This is a genomic window from Halovenus aranensis (genome assembly GCF_900100385.1).
GTDB lineage: Archaea > Halobacteriota > Halobacteria > Halobacteriales > Haloarculaceae > Halovenus > Halovenus aranensis.
This window is the reverse complement of sequence record NZ_FNFC01000008.1, coordinates 81,586-104,294: the sequence shown is the minus strand read 5'-3', so window position 1 is coordinate 104,294 and position 22,709 is coordinate 81,586. Positions and strand designations below refer to the sequence as shown.

Below are 22,709 nucleotides of genomic sequence, written 5' to 3'. Positions count from 1 at the left end.
TTGGGGCCCCCTCGCTCGTCGGCTGTGGCACAATTTTTAGTTCCGTGACGAACGTCTATCTGTATGCCAGACAAACTCCGGCGACGGACGGTCCTGGCGGCGCTCGCAGCAATGGCGGGCTGTTCGGCTCAGGACGACACCGGAGCGGAGTCGACACCCCGAGAGACGCCGACAGCGTCCACTGAGCAGACTCCCGTGGCGACGCCCGAGCCGACGGAGACGACAACGGAGACATCGGAACCGACTCCGACGGAGACACCCGAGCCCGTCGATGTGCGGGCGTGGCCTGACGAGTACTATCAGGGACCGCTCGTTTCGGCCCACGAACACATGAACGGCTACGACGGGTTCGAGATGACAGACGAGAAGATGGACTGGTACGTTCGGTGGATGGACCGAAACCGCGTCGCTCAGGTGATGGCGATTTCGTCAGACCGCTATCTCGATGTGATTCGGGAACACGACGACAGGCTCGTCCCGTTCGCATTCCCCTGGGGAGAGATGCGCGAGCCCTTAGATGAGGTCGCCGGGAAACTCGGGCGGAGACTCGAAGAAAACCCGGTTTACGACGGACTCGGTGAGTTCGGACTCAAGGGCAACGACGCCTCGAAGGGTGGCGACGACTGGGACAAAGAGGGACCGATTCCGCCAGACCACCCGGCGATGCTATCAGTTTACGACCTCGCCGCCGAGCGCGACGTGCCGGTCATGCTCCACGTCGCGTCCCCGTGGCGGTATCCCGAGGACGAACAAGACGAGTGGGAGAGTTTCGACGACGTGCCCCACAAGGAACAGCTCGCAAACGCCTACGAACACAACCGTGATACCGATTTTCTTGTTCATGCCACATACCAGTGGACCGAGACGAGTGACGGGGAACTGGTCGCTGACGCGCTGGAAGACCACCCAAACCTGTATTACGATATCTCACCGACAGCCCCCAAATTCATCTACGGCGAGGAGACATTCACGAAAGAAGAGTTTGAGCAGCGCATGGCTGAAATCAGCTTCGAGAACGAGGTCGAACGACACTACGAGAAGTATGGAACGTTGCTTGAAGAGTACCCTGAGCGCACTCTCTGGGGAATGGACGCGGCACTGACGTGGCATTACACGGACTGGGCACTGGACACGTTCGTCGACCTCGCCCGGTCGCTTCTCGGCCGCGTTTCGGAGGAAAAGGCTCGTCAGGTCGGGTATCAGACCGCACAAGACTTGTTCGATATCGATGTCGAAACCACAGGATAGCCGCGACGCTCACCCGGCAAACTCATCGAGCGTGGCGTTGATTCCGGGCCGGGTGTCCCGGATACGCGTCCCCTCGATGTCCAAATCAAGGGACCGGACTGCAGCCTCACCGACGCGGTCGCTCTCAGCCTCTGGCGCGTAGACACCGAGTCGCCACTGGTCTTGCTGTGCCTGCCGAATCGCGTTGACCAGCGTCGACTGCTCGCCGAGCTGGCGAACCTCGCCGTTGACGAGCACCCGCGAGGTGGATTCGGTCATCGATGGCTCCGCGGGGACATCAAGGATAACCTCAGAGAAGTCCACGCCGGCCGCTGTTGCGATATCTGCTTCGAGGTCTTTCCGCTCGTCGTAATCTGCTCCGAGCACTGCGTCGGGCACGGCGTCGAATTCTGCCCAGACCGAGCGCTTGTAGAGTCGACGCTCGTCGAGCATCCGAGCGTACTCGGCGCTTTCTTCACAGTCGCGCAACAGCGCGTGAAAGCCGTGGTCGTCCATCCGGCGAAGCGTCTCGGCGTCGGTCGCGTCGGCCTCCAGCGCGCGCTCGGTAGCCCGCCGGAGCATCGCCTTCGCGATACGGGCGACGTGGTGCTGGTAGACGGTCGGATTCATTAGCGCCCGAGCCAACAGGAGGCTCTCGGCGGCCTGAACGTTTCCCTCGTCGAGGACGAGCGTCCCGTCGGCGAACCTGAGCTCGCGAACCAGCCGCTCGTGGTCGATTGTGCCGTAGGGTGCGCCGGTGTGGTGGGCGTCTCTGACGAGATAGTCCATCCGGTCCACGTCGAGTTCACCGGAGACGAGCTGGCCCAACTCGCCCTCGCCCGCGATGAGGTCGGCAATCCGGTCGGGGTTCAGGCCTGCGTCTGTGAGAATCTCGGCCACCTGTCCGCTCCCGATGAGGCCGTGGACCTCGTCGTGGTAGGTTCCGGTCTCCCGGTAGATGACGGACTCGATGTTGTGGCTGTAGGGGCTGTGTCCGATGTCGTGTAACAGCGCGGCGGCACGGACGCGTTCGGCCTGTTGGCCCTCGATGCCGAGGTGGTCGAGCGCCCGGTCTGCGAGATGGAAGACGCCGAGGCTGTGTTCGAATCGGGTGTGGTTGGCTGACGGATAGACCATCCTGACAGTACCGAGTTGATTGATTCGTCGCAGTCGCTGGACGGGCGGGGTGTCGAGCAATCGCTCTGCGACCCCGTGGACCTCGATATGGTCGTGAACACTGTCTTTGATAGTTGCCATTATACGACAGTTCGTCGTCATCTCCTAAAAGCATCAGCTATTATCCTCGCCAGTTTGGCCTCTCTGACACCGACATCGCCGTTCACGGCAAAAGCCAAGCGCACAGAGAGTCCGGCCCCACACCCGACGGTGAGGGCGGGCGGTTTATGATGCCGGACTCACATAGGGGGAGGTATGGTCACGTTTCTCTCCGGCGGGACTGGGACACCGAAGCTGCTGACCGGGGCAGAGGCCAGCTTCGAGCCCGAGGAGATGACAGTAGTCGCGAACACGGGCGACGACGTGATGCTCGGCGGCTTTCTCGTCTGTCCGGACGTGGACACCGTGCTCTTTCTCGGCGGTGACGCTCTCGACCGCGAGACCTGGTGGGGTATTGCGGACGACACCGCAAAGACACACGACAGGCTGCAGGAACTCGCCGAGGCAGTCGACCTCGGAACTGGGCCTCGGTATCTCGACGAAGCGGCACAGACCGCGGGCCGGGATATCGCGGCCTGGCGGCGCTTTTCGAGTGTCGGCGAGTTCATGTACATCGGCGACCGGGACCGGGCGGTTCACCTGACGCGGACAGGACTGCTCGACGAGGGACACTCCCTGACGGAGGCGACCGAGATACTGGCTGAGGCCTACGATATTCCCTGGACGCTGCTTCCGATGAGTGACGACCCGGTGGCGTCGCTCATCGAGACGCCCGACGGGACGATGCACTTCCAGGAGTTCTGGGTCGCCCGGAACGGCGAGCCGGCAGTCGAGAGCGTCGACTTTCGCGGCGGAGAGAGTGCCACGCCGACGACGGCTGTCTTCGATGCCTTGGCTGAGCCGGTCGTTATCGGTCCCTCGAACCCGGTGACGAGTATCGGCCCCATGCTCGCACTGGACGGGTTCGAGGACGCACTCGAATCGACGACAGTCGTCGCTGTCTCGCCGTTCGTCGAGGACGAGGTGTTCTCGGGGCCAGCGGCGAAGCTGATGGACGCACAGGGATACGAGCCGTCGACTGCGGGCATGGCGGCGGCGTACCCGTTCGCTGATGGGTTCGTCCTCGATACCGACGACGGGACGACGCTCAGCCGGCCGACTGTCAGGACAGACACCGAGATAGCTGGCGAGAGCGACGCGGCGCGTGTGAGCCGTGCCGTCCGAGCGCTTCTCGACGAGCTACAATGACGCGTGACCCCGCCTTCGACCCGCCGGTCGCGCTGGCCAGCCTGAGCGGTCAGTCCGACGCGGAGTGGGCAGCTACCGCGGCCGAGTACGCCGGCGTGGCCTTCCTAGGAGGCATCGCTATCGACGAGCCGACCAGAGCGGCCGCGCGGGAACTGGTCGAGCGCGACCGGACGGAGTTCCTGCCTGCAGACCCGGTCGCGTTCGTCGACGACCAGTTCGGCCAGACGGCCGACCTCCCGATTCGGCCGGGAGTCAACGTCCGGACGACGACGCTGTCTCCGCTCGCCGAGGTTGCCGAGGTCTGCCGGGACCACGACGCGATTCTCGAAATCAACGCGCACTGCCGCCAGGACGAAATCTGTGGGGCCGGAAGCGGTGAGGCGCTGCTGACCGACACAGAGCGCCTCTGTGAACAGGTCAGCGCCGCCAGCGAGCGCGGTCCCGAGGTCAGCGTCAAGGTCCGGGCAGAGGTGCCGGGCGTCGACCTCCCGGCGGTGGCCGAGCGTGTCGCAGAGGCCGGGGCGACGTACATCCACCTGGATGCGATGGACTCTGAGGCGGTCGTCGGTGACGTCGCCGCGGCGACTGACCTGTCTATCATCGCCAACAACGAGGTCCGGGGCCGCGACTCTGTGTTCGAGTATCTGTCCCACGGAGCGGCCGCGGTGAGCGTCGGCAGACCGAGTGACGACCGGCGTGTCCTCTCACGGGTCCGAGAGGCCGCAACCGACTGGTTCGAACGCGACGCCCAGCCCACAACGAACTACGGCAGCACCGAGACACCAATCGACGGTATGACACCCACAGACAGCACGCGAACGACGGGAGGTGGCGAGTGATGGACGACGAGCGGTCAACGGCAGCAAACGCGCAACTCGCATTGCTGCTCGAAGTGTCTGGAACGCCAAAACCCGGCAACGTCGACCGAGAGCGCGAGTACGACGACCTCCGATTCGAGCACTTCATGGCGGGGGCTGTCGGCGCGCGGGACGGGCTCGAACTGGCGACTGAGGGGACACCGGTCGGTCGCGCATTCGAGCGAGCGGTCGCGGGGATGAGCCAACAACGCGGCGGGAACACACAGTTCGGGGCGCTCTTGCTGGTGACGCCACTGGTCGCGGCGGCAACTCAGGGCCACCTCTCCCGACAGGGTGCCCGAAACGTGGTCGCTAACACGACTGTCGACGACGCGGTGAACTTCTACCGGGCGTTCGACCACGTCGATGTTGCTGTCGACGACCCACCGACGGGGATGGAGCCACTCGACGTGCGCCAGGGGAGCGATGCAGAGCCTGCTCTCCGAGACCGCGACATGACTCTCGAAGACGTAATGGAAGCCAGCGCGACCGAAGACGGCATCGCCGCCGAGTGGACCGACGGCTTCGGGCGGACGTTTGAGGCGGCACACGGACTCACACAGAGCAACGGACCCGTTACAAACAGGGCGTCGGCACTGTTTCTGGCACTGCTGGCCAGCGAAGTCGACACGTTCGTCGTGACCCAACACGACGCGGAGACGGCCCTCGAAGTTCGGGACCGGGCACAGGCGGTACTCGACGGCGACGAGGACCCCTACGAGCTGGCAGCGGAGTTCATAGAGCGCGACATCAACCCCGGAACCACGGCGGATATCGTCGCCGGCGCGCTGTTTATTGCGCTCGAACGCGGATTGTCGGTGTGATGACAGCGACGGGGTGGCCGGTCGAGTTGCGCGGCGTAACAGAGTCGATTATCGCAACTCTCGGCCCGAACGACCGCTACAACTTCGCCGCGCTCGGTCTCCACGCGCCGGCCGAGGGTATCGACCCCGGGAGTGCTGAGACGGTTCGAGCGCGAACGTGGGGGCGTACCCGAACGTGGCGAAACTTCACCGAGCGAGGGGGCGGTGTCGTTCAGTTCAGCCGCGACCCGGTGCTGTTCACCGACGCCGCGCTCGACATCTACGAACAGGACGACCCGGTCCACGAATCGGCCGCCGCCTGGGTCACGGTTTCAGTCGAGCGAACGGACGAGGGGACCGACGGAGAGACACAGTGGGTCGACTGGGAACTCACTCCCGAGGATGCCACGGCCGAGTACGAGACGTTTCCGGCCTTCAACCGCGGATACGCGGCGGTCGTCGAAGCGACTGTCGCCGCGTCCCGACTGGATGTCGAGGCCTACGACACCGAGACGCTGGTCGAACGAATCGAGTACTTCGGAGAGGTCGTCGAGCGGTGTGGCGGGCCGCGCGAACGCGAGGCGTTTGGCCGTATCGAGGCGATAGTCGACGAGCTATAGCCCTCCTTTGAACATCGCGATACCGGTCTTGAGGTAGGACGGCCTCGTCACGCGGTCGTGTTCGGCTCGTGTGAGCATGAAATCGAAGATGTCGATGTTCTCTGCGAGGTGCTCACGGGAGGTCGACATCGGAATCGTCATGACGCTGTCGTGTTGTGTCGCCCACCGCAGCGCCACCTGTGGCCCCGTCTTACCGAACTGCTCGCCGAGGTCCCACAGGAGGTCGTCGTCGATTGCGCCGCCGTTTGCGAGCGGACTGTACCCCGTAAGCACGATATCGTTCTGTTGACAGTACGAGAGAAGTTCGCGCTGTGGCCACCAGGGGTGAAAGAGCACCTGGTTTGTGAAAATCGGCGCATCGGAGTACTCACGGGCGGCGTCGAGCCTGTCTGTCCCGAAGTTGCTCACGCCGATATGACGCGTCAATCCCTGCTCGCGGGCCGCGTTGAGTCCCTGCATGACTGTTTCGAGGTCGGCGAGCGGGTGTGGCCAGTGGATGAGCAACAGGTCCACGTGGTCGACACCGAGCTGGTCGACGCTCTCCTCGGTCGAGGCGACAATATCGCTGACACTCCGGTTTGTCGGAAACACCTTCGTCGTCAGGAAGACCTCGCCCCGGTCGACGGCCGCGTCGGCGATAGCCCGGCCGACACCGTCTTCGTTCTCGTAGGCTTGTGCGGTGTCGACGTGACGATAACCGAGTTCCAGTGCCGTCGAGACAGCGCCTTCGGCGGTGGCACTGTCCATCTGCCAGGTTCCGACACCGAGTTTCGGCACCTCGTCTCCGCATCGAGTGACGTACTCCATACGATTTCTTAGGCGAGGATTCTCATAGACTTTCTCCCGCTTGCAAACAGCTACTCAGGCGAGAATGTGGGCGGTGATATCGTCTCGGATAATCGTGTCACAGTAGACACAGCGAATCCCGTCATCGAGTACTTCGAACTCGGAGTCGACGGGCTCTCCCTCGGTGGTGATACAGTTGTGATTCGAGCACTGGAGCACCCCAGAGACGCGTTCCGGGCGTTCGACGCGGTGTTTCTCGACCACGTCGAAGTTCTTGATGATGTTGATGCTCGCCTCCGGTGCGATGAGTGAGAGGACGTCGACCTCGGACTGGCTCAGTTCGCGGTCTTCGACCTTCACGACATCTTTGCGGCCGAGTCGGTCGGAGGGGACGTTCATGCCAATCGAGACGACATCTCCCTCTCTGCCGTCGATACCGAGGATAGCGAGGACGTTCAGCGCCTGGCCGCCCGGAATGTGGTCGATGACTGTGCCCCGTTCGATTTTGCTGACGCGGAGTTCTTGGCTGGTCATTGTGCACCTCCGAGCAGTAAGTCGAGCAGTGCCATCCTGACGGGGACGCCGTTGTGTGCCTGCTCGAAGTAGTTCGCTTTCGCCGTCTCGTCGACGTCGTAGGCAATCTCGTCGACCCGCGGGAGTGGGTGCATCACCGACAGGTCTTCCTTGGCGACCGAGAGGCTCTCGGTGTCAATCTGGTACTCGCCGGCGACTTCGCGGTACTCCGACTCGTCGGGGAATCGCTCACGCTGGATACGGGTCACGTAGAGCACGTCAAGCGACGGTAAAATCGCGTCGAGGTCGGTGTGTTCTTTGACTGCAGAGCCCTCCTGGTGGAGGTCGTACCTGACCTTCCGGGGGAGCTGGAGGCTCTCGGGGCTGATGAAGTGCTGGCTCACGTCGAAGTTCGTCAGCGCGTGAGCGAGCGAGTGGACGGTACGCCCGTATTTCAAATCGCCCATGATACCGATAGACACGTCGTCGAGGCCCGCGTTCTCCCGGATGGTATAGAGGTCGAGCAACGTCTGTGTGGGGTGTTGTCCGGCTCCGTCGCCGGCGTTGATAAGCGGCACGTCGACGAACTTGCTGGCCATCTGTGCCGCCCCCTCACTGGGATGGCGCAACACCAGCGCGTCGGCGTACCCTTCGACGACGCGAACCGTATCGGCGAGACTCTCTCCTTTCTTGACCGAGGAGGAGTCGACCGGCCCCATGTCGACGATATCGCCGCCGAGCCGTTTCATGGCGGCCGAGAAACTCATCTTCGTCCGTGTACTCGGCTCGAAGAACAACAGCCCGAGCAACGCCCCCTCGTGTCGGTCGGCGACGGCCGACGGGTCCGCCGCCAGCTCCGACGCGCGGTCGAGGACCGTCTCGATATCCTCGCGCGAGAGCTGTCTCGCACTCGTGATGTGGTCGTGACGCATCGCTCGAACCACCGGCGCGGACACTATTTAATTCTCCGACACCGCCTCGACCTGTCCTGTGTTGTCGTACCGAGCAGCCCCGGAGTTCATACCATATGCCGGCACCAGTCCCCGCATGCTCGCAATTGCAGGCGGCAAAGGTGGCTGTGGAAAGACGACGACAACGCTCGGGCTGGCCGCCGCACTCGGCAGGCGCGGCGCGGAGCCGCTGGTCATCGACGGTGACTGTGATATGCCCGACGTTCACCACCGGCTGGATATGCCACGAGGCGATGGCGTGGACGCTCTCGCCCGCGGTCGGCCGCTCCGAGCGGTAGCGACGGGTGCAGATTCCCTCCCCGGCGTGCATGTCGTCCAGGGAGGGCGCAGACGAGCTCTGGACACCGCGCTGGGGCGGGCGCGACAGTGGGACGGTCCGATACTCGTCGACTGCGGTGCCGGAACGAACCCTGACGCCGTCACGCCGCTCCGGCACGCAGAGCGGGCTGTCGTCGTTTCGACCAACCAGCCACAGTGCATCGAAGACGCAGAGACGACCCGCCAGATTGCGCGTCGGCTGTCGACTACCGTCACCGGCGTCGTCGTCCGTCGCAGCGACCCCGAGACGACTGGGGGCCGGGCCGGCGCGCCGCGCAGTCGCCTCCGGCCGGAGTGGACCGTTCTGGGTGAGATTCCGTCCGTGGATGCACCACTCGAAGACGACCAGGTCACGGACGTGTTCCAGACAGTCGCCGCGTCTGTGTACCCGCCCGGGAGTACTGGCGAGCCACGACGCCGGACGTACAGGGGGCGGTAATCAGCGTCGATACTGTAGGCGGAATATTTAACGGTAGGTGTGTGTAACCACACAGTGGATGACAGACCGGCTGCGGACCGGAATTGACGTACTCGACCGGAAGCTCGACGGCGGTATCCCAGCCGGTAGTATCGTCGCGCTGTCGGCGAGTCCGGCCAGTCAGGCCGAGCTGTTTCTCTACGAGCTGACCGCGACGCGGGGCACGCTCTGGCTGTCGCTGAACCGGACCGGCGAGGCCGTCAGAGATAGCATCGAGAACACGCCGGCCGAGACCGGCGACCCGACCGTGCGACACATCTCGGGAGAGGCTCCCCTCGACAACGCCGGGAAGCTAGTGAGTGCTCTCCCCGAGACCTCGAATCTCATCGTCGACCCGCTCGACGTGCTCGAATCACAGGAGCCGCCCTCCCGGTTCCGGAGCTTCATGAACGACCTCCAGAACCACATCTTCAACACGAACAGCATGGCGATACTCCACTGTCTCGAAGGCCGGTCGACGCCGCCGCTGCGGGACACGACCGAACACTTCGCAGACGTGATATTCCACCTCGAAACGAATATCAACGGCGACGAGGTCGAAAACAGGCTCTCGATTCCGAAGTTCCGGGGCGGTCGCGCGCCGTCTGACACGATCAAGCTCGAACTCATCGACCAGGTCTCTATCGACACCAGCCGGGACATCGCCTGAGAGTGGTGTGCCCCTTTCGTCGGCTGTCGGAGTATCCCAACGCTTAACAGCGACTCCGCGGACCTGTCGGTATGAAACAGGTGCGATTTCGCGACCAGGCAGGCACAGTCAGAACCGGCGGGTGGGTCGACGAAGACGGGACGCCAGCAGACACAGCGACCGCGGGACAGGGTGGCGAGATTCGGGCCGCAGGCCGCCGCTACAGCCCTGAGGACGTGACCGTTTTGCCGCCGAGCGAGCCGAGCAAAATCGTCTGTGTCGGGCGGAACTACGCCGCACACGCCGACGAACGCGGCGAAGACGTGCCCGACAGACCGCTGCTCTTTTTGAAGGGACCGAACGCAGTCGCGAGCCACGAGAGTGAGATTTCACTGCTTGCGGGCAAAGACCGCCAGGAGTACGAGGCCGAACTCGCCGTCGTCATCGGCGAGCAGTGTCGCCACGTCGACGAGAGCGACGCGATGGCGGTCGTCGATGGGTTCACGTGTATGGTCGACATCTCGAACCGCGACGACCAGGACCGGGAGACGAACTGGATTCGCGGGAAGGCATTCGACAACGCCGCACCGCTCGGGCCGGTGTGTGCCGACCCCGAACACGTCCCCGACGACGCTACCGTCGAACTGTACTGTAACGGCGAGCGCAAGCAGTCCTCGACGCTGGAACACCTCATCTTTCCGGTGCCCGAACTGATTGCAGAAATTACGACATACATGACGCTCGAACCCGGCGACGTTATCGCCACTGGAACGCCCGAAGGCGTCGGCCCGCTGTCTGACGGCGACAGCGTTCGGGTCCAGATTGAAGGCGTCGGGAAGCTAACGCATACGGTCACCGTACCGGAGTAGTCGCTGTCTGCGGTCAAATTGTGCTGTTCTGTCGACGCGTAGCTTATTTGTCTGCCGTCCAAGACGTTGCTGTGACGACGTTCGATGCCGTTCTGTTCGACCTCGACGGGACACTCTGTCACCGAACGCAAGACACGGAGAGGCTCTACCACGAGGCATTCGACAGCGCCGGAGTCGAGCCGTTTGCCGGGGCCGAGTCGCTCTGGGCGTGTCTCGATGGACCGCCCGAACACGACGACCAGGTCGGCTATCTCGGGGCAGGGTTCGCACGCCTGGCCGCCCAACACGGGCGCTCAGAGGTCGACCCGCTGGCGCTCGCAGCCGAGTTCACCGACCGCATCGACGACAGTCAGGTCGCGCTCCGCGCCGGTGCCAAAGAAGCACTCGACAGTGCGAGGGCGGCCGGGCCGGTCGGGCTGGTGACCAACGGCCCACAGCGCCGGCAGGCGGTTAAACTCGATGCCCTCGGCATCCGGGAGTACTTCGAGACAACGGTGTACGCCTACGACCTGCCCCGGCGGAAACCTCATGCTGCCCCGTTCGAGCGCGCACTCGACGAAATCGGTGTCGAACCCGCCGAGGCGCTCTACGTCGGGAACTCGCTGGAGTACGACGTTGCCGGGGCACAGAACGCAGGGCTGGCAGCCGCCTGGCTCCGTGACGAGGACGGGTCCGGCGCGTACGACCCCGAGTACGTCCTCGACTCTATCGAGGACCTCTGTCACCTGCTGGAGGCAGAGCAATGACCGGCATCGCTGCGGTGGTCCCAGACGAGTCCTTCGAGGCGGCTGGCGAGACGGCACTGGAGGCGGTCACGACCGAACAGCCGACCGATTTCAGGCGCCTCGGCCGCGGCAACCGGAAGCTCTCGGCACTGGCCACCTACGAGCAACGCGACCCGGTCGTGGTGCAACTCTGTGAGGAACTGACCTGGCTCCAGACCGAGGCAACCCTGCTCGGCCACATCCGCGAGCGGACCGCCGTCCCGGTCCCGCCTGTTCTCGCGTCCGGAATCACGGACGGCGTCGCGTACATGGTCACGGCCCACGTCAGCGGCGACGACCTCCACGTGGAGTTCGCTGGGTTCGATAGCGAAGGCAAACGGCGACTCGCCCGCACGTTCGGTGCGCATCTCGGGTCACTTCACGAGCAGTTCCGCTTCGAGGAGTATGGGGCACTCGTCGTCGACGGCGACTCACTTCGGGCATGGCACGAGGACTGGGGCGACTGGCTCGTCGAGTACGGGACGAGCGCCGTCGAGCGCCTTCCGGGTCCGTTCGACCCACTGCGCGAGGACCTGCTCGCGCTGTTCGAAACAGCCACCACAGCACAAGCGCCGCCAGCCAGACTGTACCCCTGGGATTTCCGGCCCGGGAACGCGCTTGTCGAGGACGGCCAGGTGGCGGCTATTCTCGACTGGGAGGCACCAATGGCGGCCGCGCCCGCCCTCGCTGTGGCCAAAGCGGAGTACCTCGTCGCAGACTGGTACGTCGAAGATGGAAGGCCGCTTCGTCGGGCGTTCCGCGAGGGATACGAACAGGTACGAAAATACCCGACGGTCGACGCCGTTCATCGGGCCGCCGCCATCGCCGACAGCGCTGTCGACTCGACGGGAACCGTCACCAATCCAAAATATCCGGAACTCGACGCCGAGGCCGCTGTCGAGTTCCACCGCGAAGCGCTCACAGCGGTGCTGGGTCAGTCGTACTCGTAGAAGCCCTTGCCCGTCTTCTTGCCGAGTTCGCCCGCTTCGACTTTCCGCTTGAGCAGGTAGGCCGGTTTGTAGCGGTCGCCGAGTTCTTCGTAGAGCGTCTGGCTGGCGTCGAGACAGATGTCGAGTCCAATGTGGTCTGCCAGTTCGAGCGGCCCCATCGGGACGTTCGTGCCGAGCTTGAGGCCCTGGTCCAGGTCCTCCTTGCTGCTGACGCCCTCGTCGTAGGCCCGGATTCCCTCGTTAATCCAGGGCATCAACACGCGGTTGACGACGAAGCCGGGCTTGTCGTCTGACTCCCAGGTCGTCTTCTCCAGCGCCTCGGAGAAGGCGTGGGCAAACTCGACGGCTTCGTCTGCGGTCCGCTCGCCGACGACGACTTCGACGCCTTTCATCACCGGAACGGGGTTCATGAAGTGGATGCCGACGACCTGCTCGGGTCGGCTGGTCGCGCTCGCAATCGACGTAATCGAGAGCGTACTCGTGTTCGTCGCGAGAATCACGTCGTCGTCGGTGATGTCGTCGAGCGATGTGAACACGTCTTTCTTTACCTCCATGTTCTCGACGACGGCCTCGACGACGAGGTCGGCCTCGGCGAGGTCGTCGAGGTCGGTGGTTCCGGTAATCCGGTCGCGGGCCGCGTCGGCCTCGTCGGCGGCGATGTGGTCGCCCGATACCATCCGGTCGAGGCTGGAGTCGATGGTGTCGAAGCCGGCTTCGACGTACTCCTCCTCGACATCGCGCATGATGACGTCGTAGCCGCTCGTCGCCGAAACCTGTGCGATGCCGCTGCCCATGTTGCCGGCGCCGACGACGCCGACGGTCTCGATTGCATCGAGTGTACGCATACGCGGCCTTCCGGCCGGGGAGAGTGTAAGTCTGCCGGGATGGCCTCCGTCTGGCCGAGTGACAGATTCTGGAGTCCACAGATTTAGGCACGTCTCGCGCGAACAACCGGGTATGACAGCGACGCTGTTTCTCCGCAACGAGGAGGTTATCGACCTCGCAACGCCCGAGGAGTACGTCGAGGCAGTCCGAGACGGGTACCGCGAGCGCGGCGAAGGTGCGCCGGCCGAGCCCCGACGCCTGCTCGCAAACGCCGAGCCGCGGGGCATCCTCACCGGATACTTCGCTGTTCTCCCCGAGGCGGGCGCGATGGGCGGGTACACATACGCTGCAGGCTTCGGGAACCAGGACGCCCACTTCGTCTTGCCGCTGTTCGATGTCGAATCCGGCGACCCGCTTGCCGTCCTCGACGGCGCAGGGATGAACCCCTTCAAGACCGGCGCGGCCGGTGCGGTCGGTGTCGACACCCTCGCCCGTGAGGATGCCACCCAGCTCGGTATCATTGGAAGCGGAACACAAGCGCGAGGGCAGTTACTGGCGACGGCGACGGTTCGGGACCTCGACCACGTCTCAGTGTACTCGCGAACGCCGGAGAACCGCGCGGCGTTTGCGGGCGAGATGGACGACGAACTCGACGCGACCGTCGAGGCAGTCGACCAGAGCGAGGCGGCCGTTTCGGGGCAGGATATCGTTATCACAGCGACGAACGCCTCCGAGCCGGTGTTCGATAACACGACGCTCGATGCGGGCACGCACGTCACCGCGATGGGACAGTACAACCCACAAGTCCGGGAAATCGACGGCGAGACGGTGGCCCAGTCGACGTACGTGGTCGACCTCTACGGTCGGCTCGAACAGGATGCCGGGGCCTACATTCTGGCCCGAGACGAGGGCGCTATCGACGAGGGCCACGTCCACGCCGAACTCGGCGAGGTCGTGGCGGGTGAGGCGGCGGGCCGGGAGTCGCCAGAAGCGATAACCGTCTTCGATAGCGGCGGCACCGGTATCGAGACCGTCGCGGCGGCAAAGCTGCTCTACGACCGCGCACGCGAGGCGGGGCTGGGGGAGACAATCGAGTTCACGCCGGCGAGCGAGGCCTTTCTCGGGTAGTCACAGCACCGATTCGAGGCCGAGCGCCTGCACGAGCGTCAGTCCACTCCAGAGCGCGCCGGCGAGGTAGCCGGCGATTGCGCCGCCGTTCAACAGCGGGAGGCCGGCGTGAGCACGTCCTTTCAGGACCATCCACAGTAGTACGACCAGCCCCGCGAGAATGCCGCCCATCGCGGTGACTGCCGGCAGCGGTGCAGTAGTGACACCGAGGCCGACCTCGGGGCCGGTCTCGATGAAGAAGGCGGCGCTCGCGACCAACACCGTCGGAATGACTGCGTCACCGAGGCCGATGAACAGCGCGTCTCGGTCGGGGAGTCGGTCCCGGAGGGCCGCTTGGAGGTCGTCGTCGAGGTCGTCTATCACGCCGTCAGCGAGGCGGTCTAGGTCCTCGTCGTCGAGTGCCGCGATGCCGTCAGGCCCGAGTGCTTCGAGACGCTCGCTGTCGAGTACCTCGCCGTCAGCTTCCTCACCGCCGTCAGCTTCGACGTGGTCCGGCCCGCCGTCTTCGAGAAACGAGTACGAGAGCGTGATGGGAACGACGAAGACGACAGGCACCTTCAGGTCCATCGCGCCGGAGGCGAGCGTTAGCATGTGTTCGGTGCCGTAGACGCTGATGGCATCGTAGATAGCGAGCACCGTCAACAGCACCAGCGCCGGGAGGATGCCGAAGTTGACACCGAACAGCCCGGCAGCGCCGACGCCCATGAGTATCCCCGCGGTGTCGATGACGTACCACTCCGGATACAGATACAGCGCCAGTCCGACGACGGCGGCACCGCCGACCGCGAGGAGGTTGATTGGCCCGCCGCCGACTGTCGTCGAGAGCGTCTCGGGAGCCAGCACCTCGAAGACGTAGAAGGCGATGTACGCGCCCGAGAAGATGATGACGAGACGGAGTATCGACTCGCCGCCGTACTTGAATGCGAGCAACATCAGCCCGGTCATGGCGACGATTGCGACCAGATACGCGATACTGATAGTCGGGTCGCTCGTGTCCTCGACGACTTGGTGGCCTTCCTGCTGGAAGGGTTCGACGAGCGCGAGCGTCCCGACCTGAACGAGGAAGAAAATCAGGACGATGCCCGCACTCGCCAGGAGTGTCCGGGACCGGTGATTCATACGGGAGCGTCGACTGGCGTCGGTTTCAGCATTTCGAAGCACGCCTGTGGCCGTCAGCGGCCGGGCATGCGCAGTGTCAGCAAAATTATCACCGCCATGACCCCGGCCAGCGCGAGGTATCCCTCGTCGAAGTACCCTCTGTCGGCGACGATACCGAAGAGGACGGGCCCGGACGCACCGAGTGTCGCGGCGGTGGTGCGTACCACGCCCAGTCCCGTTCCGCGCATGTCGTCGGCAAACAGTTCACTCAGATACGACTGCGTGATTGCGCCGGTACCGAGCATCGAGCTAACCAGGGCTGTGATACCGACGAGCGGCCAGATGCCATCGACGAACGGGAGCAACACGAGCCCGGCGACCGGACCGACTAGCACGGCAACGAGCGAGCGCCGCATTCCGATGCGGTCGTATGCGGAGCCGGCGAGTGGCTTGACGACGACGCCAAAGCCGAAAAACAGGCCAAACAGCGCACTGGCCATGGTGTCGGAGAGGCCCTTCTCGTCTGCGAGATAGGTCGGATAGAACGCCGAGAACGTCTGCCAGACGAAGATGAACAGGAACAGTACCACGGTCATAAACACCAGCGCTGGACTCCGGAGTTCGGAGAGGATATACCGGAGTCGCTCGACCGAGAGGTCGGTCTCGTCGGTGTCGTTCGTCGACGTATCGGGGAGTGTCACCCAGAGTGTCAGCCCCACAGTGAGCAGCAACGGTATCATCACACCGAACCCAAACTGCCAGGCCAGGACGGCTGTCAAAACGCCTGCAAGCGGTGGAAAGACCGTCTGGCCGAGGTCACCCGTCGCCATTGTCACGCCCAGCGCGCTCCCGAGTCGGTCGGGATACGTCTCGGTCAGTATCGTAATCCGGGCTATCGGATACAGCGACAGGCCGACACCGACCAGCGCCGTTGCGCAGTAGAGAAGAATCGGGGTGGGAGCGACTACGACCAGCGAGAGAGCAGTAGCGACGGTGACGGTGCCCGTGACCATCATCCGACGTTCGGTGTATCTGTCGGTGAGGACGCCGCTTGGCAGTTGCCCGACCGCAGAGCCGAGCCAGAGAACCGTGACGAGCAAGCCCGCGGTCGACAGTGAGAGCCCGAACATCTCCTGTAGGCTGGGTAACACGACCGGATACACCATCCGCGTCCCGACCAGCAACCCCCATCCGACCGCGACCGGGCCGAGTACCTTCCCTTTGCCTTCACCGAGCAGGCTCGCGGCTTCTGCTCGAATCGACGTGATAAGCGACATTGGCTACGGAACTGTTCCCGGCTTGGGAGCAGGTAGGTTTACCCTTTGGCAAGCCGACCAGCCAATCAGTCGTGACGGAAACACCGGTTTCCGGTGAAGACCATCGCCATTCCGTGCTCGTTTGCGGCCTCGATGACGGCGTCGTCGTTTTTCGACCCGCCGGGCTGGATAACCGCGTCGATACCTGCTTCGGCGGCGTGTTCGATACCGTCGGGGAACGGGAAGAAGGCGTCTGAAGCCATGACTGCACCCTGTGCGTCTTTGCCCTCGGCGTGTTCGTCGGCTTTCATCGCGGCCAGACGGACGGCGTCGACGCGAGACACCTGCCCCATGCCGATTCCGACGGTCTCGGTGCCGTCGGCGAACAGAATGGCGTTCGACTTGACGTGTTTTATCGTCTGCCAGGCGAACAGCATCGACCGAATCTGCTCGTCTGTCGGCTCGCGCTCGGTGACGACATCCAGGTCCTCGGCGGTCACGGTCTGGCGGTCGCGCTCTTGGACGAGTCGGCCGCCAACCAGCGACTTCTCTGTGAATCTATCGGTCCGCTCGCCGAGCTCGCCCACATCGAGCACGCGGAGGTTCCCTTTCTCACAGAGCACGTCGAGTGCGTCGTCGGTGTAGCCGGGAGCGACGACGACTTCCTTGTAGGAGTCGACGATTTGCTCGGCGGTGGCGGCGTCGCACTCGCGGTTGAGCGCGACGATGCCGCCGAATGCACTCATCGGGTCGGTCGCAAGCGCCTGCTCGTAGGCGTCTGCCAGCGTCTCGGCAGTCGCACAGCCCGCTGGGTTGGTGTGTTTGATAACTGCCGCAGCCGGCTCATCGAACTCTTTGATGAGATTCAGCGCTCCATCGGCGTCGTTGTAGTTGTTGTACGAGAGTGCCTTCGCGCCCTCGTTGAGCTGTGGTGCGTCGACGACGCTCGCCTCCTCGACGCCGTACTCCGCGTAGAGCGCGCCGTCCTGGTGTGGGTTTTCGCCGTACCGGAGTGTGGTCTGTCTGTCGCCGGTGGAGAGTCGCCGGGCGGGGAACTGTCCGCCGTCGTCTGCGTCGACACGCACCGAGCCGTCCCCGACAGTCGCGTCTCCCTCTGCGAACCACTTGACTGCCCGGGGATAAGCAGTGAATTCACCCTGGTAGAGCACGCGCTCTTTGAGTTCCGCAGCAGTGTCTCCCTCGTAGACTGGCACCGGTTCCTGAGTCACGACTGGGCCGCCGTCGACTTGCTCCTCAACGACGTTGCCGTCTTCGTCGGTGGCGTCGGTGACGACGTGGACGGTACAGCCCGTAACCGAGACGCCGGTCTCGAGGGCGTCGCCCCAGGCGTCCGTTCCCGGAAACGAGGGAAGTATCGACGGGTGGACGTTGAGGGTCGTCGGCATCTCGTCGAGGAACGTATCCGAGAGAATCCGCATGTAGCCGTCGAGACAGATCAGGTCGATATCGCACTCAGTGAGTGTTTCGACGATTCGGCGCTCGTGAGAGCGACGAGATTCGCCGTCGGCGCGTTCGACGACAGCGGTGTCGATGCCGCGTTTTTTGGCCGCCTCGAGCACCGGCGCGCTGTCGTCGTTGGTCACGATGACCTCGAACGTAGCGCCCCCAGGCTCGCGGTCGGCAATGTTCATCAGGTTCCGCCCCCGGTTGCTTGCCATCCCGGCGAGTTTCATACACGAGTGGGCGTGGGGCCACTCCAAAGGCGTTCCGACTTCTTGCAGGCGTCGAGCACGAGTCACAGATACACTGCTCGTCCACCCGCACACATCCCAGCTATTTATACGAACAGACGGCATCTGTGATGTATGGAGCTGATTCCCTTCGGTATCGACCGACTGGACAGCACAATCGGGGGCGGGGCACCGCGCGGGAGCGTCGTTTTGCTCTCGGGTGAGGCCGGTGCTGGCGCGCGCGAGTTTCTGTACACGACCGCGGTGATGAACGGGCTCGCACAGACCGGCGACGACCTGTTCGACCTGCATTACGGTGACCTCGCGGCCGATGCGACGCTTCCGGGTGCAATCCATTACCTCTCGTTCACCCACGAGCGCGACCAGATCGAGGCCGAGATAGATATGTCGATGGACACGGAAATCGGCCGCCGTGGGTTCGACGAGGTGGAGTTCGTTTCGCTCTCACAAAACTACTTCCACAGGAGTCCAGTCCCGCGCTCCTGGTACGCCGATGAGACAACCGATATTACCGCGCTTCGAAAACGCCACGAGGACCGCGAGACGCTGCTGAGTGCACTCGGTGACACCGTTAGCAGGCGCGCGCCCGGAAACCTCGTCATCATCGACTCCTTTTCAGACCTCGTCGCGGCCGCCGGCGACAATATCGAGTGGACAGACATAAATTATGTGACCAAAGGGCTGGCGAAGGCAGCCTACGAGTGGGGCGCGCTCATCCTTATCCACGTCAACTTCGAGACGCTAAACGAGGTAGAGCATGGCCAACTCATCGACAACTGTTCCGGCACGCTCCAGTTCCAATGGGAGACCGGCGGTTCGGCACGAGCGCGAACGCTGGTGGTCAAAAACTTCAGAGGCGTGCTCTCACAGCTCGAAGAAGACAACATCGTCAAGTTCGAGACCGACCTCGGAGAGGCCGGATTCGACATCAGCGACGTGCGGAAAATCAGGTGACGGCCGTATCGATTCGTGATATCGACGGCAAACGCTTAACTATCCGGTTTGAATATATCAGGTAATGGCAAGCGAGGAACTGACGGTGTCGGTCGAGCTTCCGCGGGACCTCGTCGACTGGCTCGACGAGGAGGCGTCAGCCGCCGACGTGGACAGGGAAACGATGGTGTCCCAGCTGCTCGCTTCGTATCAGGCCGTCAGGCAACTGGAGGGGGACATAGACGGCGACTCGCTGCGCGTCGAGACAGAAGACGTGGCCGAGACTGTCGAGGCAAATATCGCCGACGACATGGAGGCGGTCGTCGCCGACGAGGTCGACGCCGCGGTCGCCGAAGCTGTCCAGACACGCGTCGAGGAGCTTGTGACCGACCGCGTGACGGAGGCGACAAACGGAGTACAGCGACAGCTCGGCAGCCGTATCGATACTGTCGAGGAGGAGTTCGACGACAAAATTCAAGACGTTCGCCAGCGGGTCATCCAGCTCAAAAAAGAGGCCGACGGAAAGGCAGCCGCGGACCACACCCACACCGAGCTGGAGGAGGTCCCACAGCTCCACGCCGAAATCGAGACACTCCGGACGGAACTCGAAGACCTGCGCAAGCGCTACGACGAGACGGTCCCGGACCAGGGTGAGCGACTCGATAGCCACGGCGACCGGCTGGACGAGATGCAAGACCGACTCCAGACGGTGGCCTGGGTCGTCAGTGACCTCCGCGAGGCACAGCAATCATCGAGCGGGCTGGAGGCCGTCGAGCGAATCAAGCGCGCCGCGGCACGGGCGGACATCGAGCACGCAAACTGCGAGAACTGCGGCCACAACGTCATCGTCTCGCTGCTGACCGACCCACACTGCCCGCACTGTGATGCGACGGTGACAAACGTCGAACCCGCGAGCGGCTGGTTCGGCGACCCGACCCTGACCGTCGCCTCCCAGCTCGAATCTGGTGAGCAGCGATGAGCGACGACGAAGACCCATTCGAGCGTCTCGACGCCGACGCCGCCGACCGGGAGGGCGACCCCTTCGAGCGGCTCTCAGACACAGGCCCCGAAGACGACGAGCCGGAGACGGCCGACGACACGCAGGCCGACGGCGCCGAGCCAGAAGACGACTGGGTCGACGAGTACGGACTCGAAGACGGGCCGCGCGGCAGTCTGGGCCCCGAACCGGCAGAATCCGAACAAGAAGCCATTGACGACGGCACCACCGCGCTCGACGACGACCTCGACCGCGACGGCATGAACCTGGACGTCGGGCGGCGACCGGATGTCGAGGCCGACCCACTGGGGGATACCGAACAACGGGACGGCGACCCCTTCGAGGAGAACGACTCGCTGTTCGAGCGCCGCGACACAGAAGGTATCGACCCCGACGTGGTCTGGCAAGACCTCGCGAGCGCGGACGCCCGCGGTGCCGAGGGCAACTACGACCGGAACTTCGCGGACGTGTCGAAACACGCCTACTGCGAGCAGTGCGAGCACTTCTCGCCGCCGCCCGATGTCGCCTGTGCCCACGAGGGAACGGATATCGTCGAGTTCCTCGATATGGAGACGGTCCGGGTCGTCGACTGCCCGATTGTGGCAGAGCGCGAGAAGCTTCAAAACGAGTGAAATAATCCCGGAGTTTAAGAAGGTAAGAGACAGACCTCCAGATACATGCAGTTCTGTGACGACTGCGGCTCGATGATGAAAAAGGAAGACGGCGTCATGGTCTGTACCGACTGTGGAGCCAGCGCCGAACAGGAGGCCGACACCGAGGCATTCATCTCGACGGAAGAACAGACCGGCGAAGAGCTTATCGAAACCTCCGAAGACGCCGGCTTCGAGGGAAAGCCAACGGCGACCGACGTGGTCTGTGACGAGTGTGGCCACGACGAGGCGTGGTACACCATCAAGCAGACGGCCTCGGCGGACGAACCGCCGACACGATTTTTCAAATGCAAGGAGTGTGGTACCCGATGGCGAGGATACAGTTGAGCGACGGTAACAGAACTGAGCGACTGGCGTGACAGACTAATCGACATTGACGACAGCCGAGAAAAGTCGATGTTCCGTCTTCGGTCTGTGTGTGGAAATCAAAATAGTTAAAATATTTATACGAATGGGTTGTGATGTTGGACGAGAGCGGTCCGTAGCTGCAGATAAGAACCGGGGGATTAAGACGGTATGGAACACTTCGATTTCGACCTTGGAACAGAGTTCCTGCTTCCGACGCTCGCTGAGAGAAACGAAATGACAGCAGTTGTCAACTCAGTCACGTTCACGCCGACATATCCACTCCGTACGATTACGGATTTTTACTGCGCGGAGCAGTCCTCGCTTGAATCTCTACTTGAGTGGGACTCAACTGTTGCCGATGCGATAAAATTAGGTGAAAGTGGTGAGAGGGTGACCTATTATCTCTACCACGATCCCGACGTTATCGATGTCCGGACAACGAAAGCGGCCGTCGAATGCGGCGGGTCGTTCAGTACTGCTCGAAGCAGCGGCGGTGACTGGACAATCCAATTGACCTTTCCCTCCGAGCGTGGTCTACGAGAGTTCAAAGACAGATGTGAGGAGATGGGGGTTCAGATGGAACTCAACGACCGTCCAACAATTGAGAAACTGTATCCGAACGGATTGACACCAGCACAACTGGAAGCAGTTCGACTCGCCAGCATGCGGGGCTACTTTTCGGTCCCGCGGGACACGACGCTGTCGTCGCTCGGAGATGAACTCGGTGTCTCAAGTCAGGCAGTTTCCGAGCGGATTCGACGGGCTGTAGAGGCCCTAGTAGATACGACACTCCCGGAACCAGAGCCCCACGGGGCAGAGAACTTATCAATGAGTGATAGGTATGACGCTCACGATTCGTACGAAAGAGACGACGAGTGAACCTGATTACCAGGTGGCTTCCCAAGCAAACTGCTCGTTCGGTCGGGGCGCTGTCTCATCCAGGTCGGCACTGGAATCACCGGGGCCGTAGAGGTCGATAAACTTCTGGTAAAACCCGTGGACGAACGGCCTCGGGAATGGATAGTCGTTGTCGACACCGAGATGAGCGTCTCGTTCCTGAATATCGAACGTGTACCGTCCAGCAGGATACTCCTTGTGGCTGTCTCGGAACGCTTGCCTGTGTTCCTCATTGAGGTGTTCGAGTGCGGCTTTCAGTCCCTCATCGGCCGGGGGTTGAACCACAACGGCGTTTTGCTGACCAGCCTTCATCACTGATTGTTCGCCGACCTCTGAGAGAACCTGTTGATATGTTTCGACAACACTCTCTGTGTCGTACCACTCATCGGCGTTGACTGTGCCGATACGTTCGTCGAACATATTCTGCATTTTCCGCTCGAACACTGGTGACACCTCTCCCGCTGATTCAATAAAAGCAACTATGTACTTGCCGATGACCTCGGAGTTCTTGTCGTATGACATCGCATCAGCGAGTAGAACTGCGATTGATAAGTTTGTACTGTCGACCTGTATCTGTCAGGGATTTATATACAGGCCAGCCGACAGCGGTCAGACCACGAGAACGATGCTTGATAT

The 22,709-nt window shown here is 63.0% G+C and carries 25 protein-coding genes; 16 read left to right on the top strand and 9 right to left on the bottom strand.

What is annotated here, in order from left to right:
• Window positions 1–63: 63 nt before the first annotated feature.
• On the top strand, window positions 64–1,248 hold the full coding sequence (locus BLR34_RS09605) for an amidohydrolase family protein (RefSeq protein WP_092702406.1): 1,185 nt from the start codon (window positions 64–66) through the stop codon (window positions 1,246–1,248).
• A gap of 9 nt (window positions 1,249–1,257) precedes the next feature.
• On the opposite strand, the gene BLR34_RS09600 is transcribed toward BLR34_RS09605, so the two are convergent.
• The gene (locus BLR34_RS09600) at window positions 1,258–2,484 is read right to left on the bottom strand and encodes an HD domain-containing protein (RefSeq protein WP_092702404.1); all 1,227 of its coding nucleotides are present in this window, start codon (window positions 2,482–2,484) and stop codon (window positions 1,258–1,260) included.
• A gap of 174 nt (window positions 2,485–2,658) precedes the next feature.
• Between BLR34_RS09600 and cofD the strand changes: the two genes are divergently transcribed.
• The 4 genes from cofD to BLR34_RS09580 are packed head-to-tail and all read left to right on the top strand — an operon-like array spanning window position 2,659 to window position 5,931.
• Window positions 2,659–3,651: a 2-phospho-L-lactate transferase gene (cofD, locus tag BLR34_RS09595; RefSeq protein ID WP_092702402.1), complete on the top strand. Its 993-nt coding sequence runs from the start codon at window positions 2,659–2,661 to the stop codon at window positions 3,649–3,651.
• Window positions 3,648–4,490 (top strand): tRNA-dihydrouridine synthase, encoded by an 843-nt coding sequence (locus tag BLR34_RS09590; protein ID WP_143414148.1) that lies wholly within the window; start codon window positions 3,648–3,650, stop codon window positions 4,488–4,490. The genes cofD and BLR34_RS09590 overlap by 4 nt, the downstream gene beginning before the upstream one ends.
• Window positions 4,490–5,332, top strand: a complete 843-nt coding sequence (locus BLR34_RS09585; RefSeq protein ID WP_092702400.1) for a triphosphoribosyl-dephospho-CoA synthase — start codon at window positions 4,490–4,492, stop codon at window positions 5,330–5,332. Before BLR34_RS09590 ends, BLR34_RS09585 begins: the two co-directional genes overlap by 1 nt.
• Entirely contained in the window at window positions 5,332–5,931 is a 600-nt protein-coding gene (locus BLR34_RS09580) for a DUF447 domain-containing protein (protein WP_092702398.1), read from the top strand. Before BLR34_RS09585 ends, BLR34_RS09580 begins: the two co-directional genes overlap by 1 nt.
• On the opposite strand, the gene BLR34_RS09575 is transcribed toward BLR34_RS09580, so the two are convergent.
• The 3 genes from BLR34_RS09575 to pyrB are packed head-to-tail and all read right to left on the bottom strand — an operon-like array spanning window position 5,926 to window position 8,162.
• A complete protein-coding gene (locus BLR34_RS09575; protein WP_092702396.1) occupies window positions 5,926–6,738 on the bottom strand; it encodes an aldo/keto reductase in 813 nt (270 codons plus the stop codon). The two genes, BLR34_RS09580 and BLR34_RS09575, sit on opposite strands and share 6 nt — an antisense overlap.
• 54 nt (window positions 6,739–6,792) lie before the next feature.
• Window positions 6,793–7,251, bottom strand: coding sequence for an aspartate carbamoyltransferase regulatory subunit (pyrI, locus tag BLR34_RS09570; protein ID WP_092702394.1), 459 nt, complete (start codon window positions 7,249–7,251; stop codon window positions 6,793–6,795).
• Window positions 7,248–8,162, bottom strand: a complete 915-nt coding sequence (gene pyrB / locus BLR34_RS09565; protein ID WP_092702392.1) for an aspartate carbamoyltransferase — start codon at window positions 8,160–8,162, stop codon at window positions 7,248–7,250. The genes pyrI and pyrB overlap by 4 nt, the downstream gene beginning before the upstream one ends.
• 115 nt (window positions 8,163–8,277) lie before the next feature.
• On the opposite strand from pyrB, the gene BLR34_RS09560 reads away from it, so the two are divergent.
• The 5 genes from BLR34_RS09560 (at window position 8,278) to BLR34_RS09540 (ending at window position 12,208) form a co-directional block, all read left to right on the top strand.
• Entirely contained in the window at window positions 8,278–8,958 is a 681-nt protein-coding gene (locus BLR34_RS09560) for a MinD/ParA family ATP-binding protein (protein ID WP_092702390.1), read from the top strand.
• Window positions 8,959–9,016: 58 nt separating this feature from the next.
• Window positions 9,017–9,646, top strand: a complete 630-nt coding sequence (locus BLR34_RS09555) for an RAD55 family ATPase (RefSeq protein WP_092702388.1) — start codon at window positions 9,017–9,019, stop codon at window positions 9,644–9,646.
• A 71-nt stretch (window positions 9,647–9,717) separates the two neighbouring features.
• On the top strand, window positions 9,718–10,494 hold the full coding sequence (locus BLR34_RS09550) for a fumarylacetoacetate hydrolase family protein (RefSeq protein ID WP_092702386.1): 777 nt from the start codon (window positions 9,718–9,720) through the stop codon (window positions 10,492–10,494).
• A gap of 71 nt (window positions 10,495–10,565) precedes the next feature.
• The gene (locus BLR34_RS09545) at window positions 10,566–11,240 is read left to right on the top strand and encodes an HAD family hydrolase (RefSeq protein WP_092702384.1); all 675 of its coding nucleotides are present in this window, start codon (window positions 10,566–10,568) and stop codon (window positions 11,238–11,240) included.
• Entirely contained in the window at window positions 11,237–12,208 is a 972-nt protein-coding gene (locus tag BLR34_RS09540; RefSeq protein WP_092702382.1) for a phosphotransferase family protein, read from the top strand. The genes BLR34_RS09545 and BLR34_RS09540 overlap by 4 nt, the downstream gene beginning before the upstream one ends.
• Here the strand turns inward: BLR34_RS09540 and BLR34_RS09535 are convergent.
• Entirely contained in the window at window positions 12,193–13,053 is an 861-nt protein-coding gene (locus BLR34_RS09535; protein ID WP_092702380.1) for a 3-hydroxyacyl-CoA dehydrogenase family protein, read from the bottom strand. The two genes, BLR34_RS09540 and BLR34_RS09535, sit on opposite strands and share 16 nt — an antisense overlap.
• 112 nt (window positions 13,054–13,165) lie before the next feature.
• Here BLR34_RS09535 and BLR34_RS09530 point away from each other — a divergent pair, with 112 nt between their 5' ends.
• Window positions 13,166–14,161 carry an ornithine cyclodeaminase family protein gene (locus tag BLR34_RS09530; RefSeq protein WP_092702378.1) on the top strand — a complete coding sequence of 332 codons (996 nt, stop codon included), beginning with the start codon at window positions 13,166–13,168 and terminating at the stop codon, window positions 14,159–14,161.
• On the opposite strand, the gene BLR34_RS09525 is transcribed toward BLR34_RS09530, so the two are convergent.
• The 3 genes from BLR34_RS09525 to purH all read right to left on the bottom strand — a co-directional run bounded on the left by BLR34_RS09525 (window position 14,162) and on the right by purH (window position 18,209).
• The gene (locus tag BLR34_RS09525) at window positions 14,162–15,280 is read right to left on the bottom strand and encodes a presenilin family intramembrane aspartyl protease PSH (protein ID WP_092702376.1); all 1,119 of its coding nucleotides are present in this window, start codon (window positions 15,278–15,280) and stop codon (window positions 14,162–14,164) included. It lies immediately after the preceding gene.
• Between the two features lie 53 nt (window positions 15,281–15,333).
• Entirely contained in the window at window positions 15,334–16,536 is a 1,203-nt protein-coding gene (locus BLR34_RS09520; protein WP_092702374.1) for an MFS transporter, read from the bottom strand.
• A 65-nt stretch (window positions 16,537–16,601) separates the two neighbouring features.
• Entirely contained in the window at window positions 16,602–18,209 is a 1,608-nt protein-coding gene (purH, locus tag BLR34_RS09515; protein WP_092702372.1) for a bifunctional phosphoribosylaminoimidazolecarboxamide formyltransferase/IMP cyclohydrolase, read from the bottom strand.
• 132 nt (window positions 18,210–18,341) lie between these two features.
• Here purH and BLR34_RS09510 point away from each other — a divergent pair, with 132 nt between their 5' ends.
• From BLR34_RS09510 to BLR34_RS09490, 5 genes are all read left to right on the top strand, one after another.
• On the top strand, window positions 18,342–19,181 hold the full coding sequence (locus BLR34_RS09510; RefSeq protein ID WP_092702370.1) for an RAD55 family ATPase: 840 nt from the start codon (window positions 18,342–18,344) through the stop codon (window positions 19,179–19,181).
• 64 nt (window positions 19,182–19,245) lie between these two features.
• Window positions 19,246–20,139 carry a hypothetical protein gene (locus tag BLR34_RS09505; protein WP_092702368.1) on the top strand — a complete coding sequence of 298 codons (894 nt, stop codon included), beginning with the start codon at window positions 19,246–19,248 and terminating at the stop codon, window positions 20,137–20,139.
• A complete protein-coding gene (locus BLR34_RS09500; protein ID WP_092702366.1) occupies window positions 20,136–20,789 on the top strand; it encodes a DUF8135 domain-containing protein in 654 nt (217 codons plus the stop codon). Before BLR34_RS09505 ends, BLR34_RS09500 begins: the two co-directional genes overlap by 4 nt.
• Before the next feature lie 45 nt (window positions 20,790–20,834).
• Complete coding sequence (locus BLR34_RS09495; RefSeq protein WP_092702364.1) at window positions 20,835–21,155, top strand: transcription factor S; 321 nt, start codon at window positions 20,835–20,837, stop codon at window positions 21,153–21,155.
• 189 nt (window positions 21,156–21,344) lie between these two features.
• Window positions 21,345–22,055 (top strand): helix-turn-helix domain-containing protein, encoded by a 711-nt coding sequence (locus tag BLR34_RS09490; protein WP_092702362.1) that lies wholly within the window; start codon window positions 21,345–21,347, stop codon window positions 22,053–22,055.
• Between the two features lie 6 nt (window positions 22,056–22,061).
• Here BLR34_RS09490 and BLR34_RS09485 read toward each other — a convergent pair whose 3' ends face one another.
• Window positions 22,062–22,595, bottom strand: coding sequence for a hypothetical protein (locus tag BLR34_RS09485; RefSeq protein WP_092702360.1), 534 nt, complete (start codon window positions 22,593–22,595; stop codon window positions 22,062–22,064).
• Window positions 22,596–22,709 lie beyond the last annotated feature (114 nt).